Genomic DNA, 1,203 nt, shown 5'->3' on the forward strand with positions numbered 1-1,203 from the left:
TTTTGCCGCCTTCACCGGCACCGCTTTCGCCCAGAAGAAATACGACACCGGCGCGTCCGACACCGAGATCAAGATCGGCAACATCATGCCCTATTCGGGCCCGGCGTCGGCTTACGGCACCATCGGCAAGACCGAGGAAGCCTACTTCCGGATGATCAACGAACAGGGCGGCATCAACGGCCGCAAGATCAACTTCATCAGCTATGACGACGCCTACTCGCCCCCGAAGGCGGTGGAGCAGGTGCGCAAGCTGGTCGAGGGCGATGAAGTGCTGGCGGTGTTCAACCCGCTCGGCACGCCCTCAAATACGGCGATCCAGAAGTATCTCAACGCCAAGAAGGTGCCGCAGCTATTCGTCGCCACCGGCGCCAGCAAGTGGAACGATCCGAAGACCTTCCCGTGGACGATCGGCTGGCAGCCGTCGTACCAGAGCGAGGCGCAGATCTACGTCAAGTACATCATGAAGGAGAAGCCGAACGCCAAAGTGGCGATCCTTTATCAGAACGACGACTTCGGCAAAGACTACTTGAAGGGCACCAAGGACGGCTTCGGCGAGAAAGGCGCCTCGATGATCATCGCCGAGGAAGCCTATGAAATCTCCGAGCCGACCATCGACAGCCACATCGTCAAGCTGAAGTCGCTCAATCCCGACGTGCTGCTGATCTACACCACGCCGAAGTTCGGCGCGCAGACCATCCGCAAGACCGCCGAGCTCGGCTGGAAGCCGCTGCAGATCCTCACCAACGTGTCGGCCTCGGTCGGCAGCGTGATGCAACCCGCCGGCTTCGACAACGCCCAGGGCGTGTTGTCGGCCAACTACGCCAAGGATCCGACCGACCCGCAGTGGGACAACGATCCGAGCTTCAAGAAGTGGCATGCCTTCGTCGACAAATACATGCCGGGCGCCAACAAGGCCGACGGCAATCTGGTGTACGGCTACGGCGCCGCCCAAACGCTGCACAAGGTGATCGAGATGTGCGGCGACAACCTGACCCGCGAAAACCTGATGAAGCAGGCCGCCAGCCTGAAGAACTTCGAGCCGGACACGCTGCTGCCGGGCGTCAAGATCAACACCTCGCCGACCGACTTCGCTCCGATCAGCCAGCTGCAGATGATGCGGTTCAAGGGCGACAAGTGGGAGCTGTTCGGCGACATCATCTCGGCGGACGCACCGACGAACTGATCGCCTGCCCGATCACGACC

At 61.1% G+C, this 1,203-nt stretch carries 1 protein-coding gene; it reads left to right on the top strand.

Annotated features, from left to right (window positions below; genetic code table 11):
* The coding region (locus tag DYI24_RS26865; RefSeq protein ID WP_164574490.1) for an ABC transporter substrate-binding protein at positions 1-1,183 on the top strand (1,183 nt) is incomplete at its 5' end.
* Positions 1,184-1,203: the final 20 nt, after the last annotated feature.

Origin of the sequence: Rhodopseudomonas sp. BR0C11, from assembly GCF_010820945.1 — a bacterium.
In the GTDB taxonomy this organism is placed as follows: Bacteria; Pseudomonadota; Alphaproteobacteria; order Rhizobiales; family Xanthobacteraceae; genus Rhodopseudomonas; species Rhodopseudomonas palustris_H.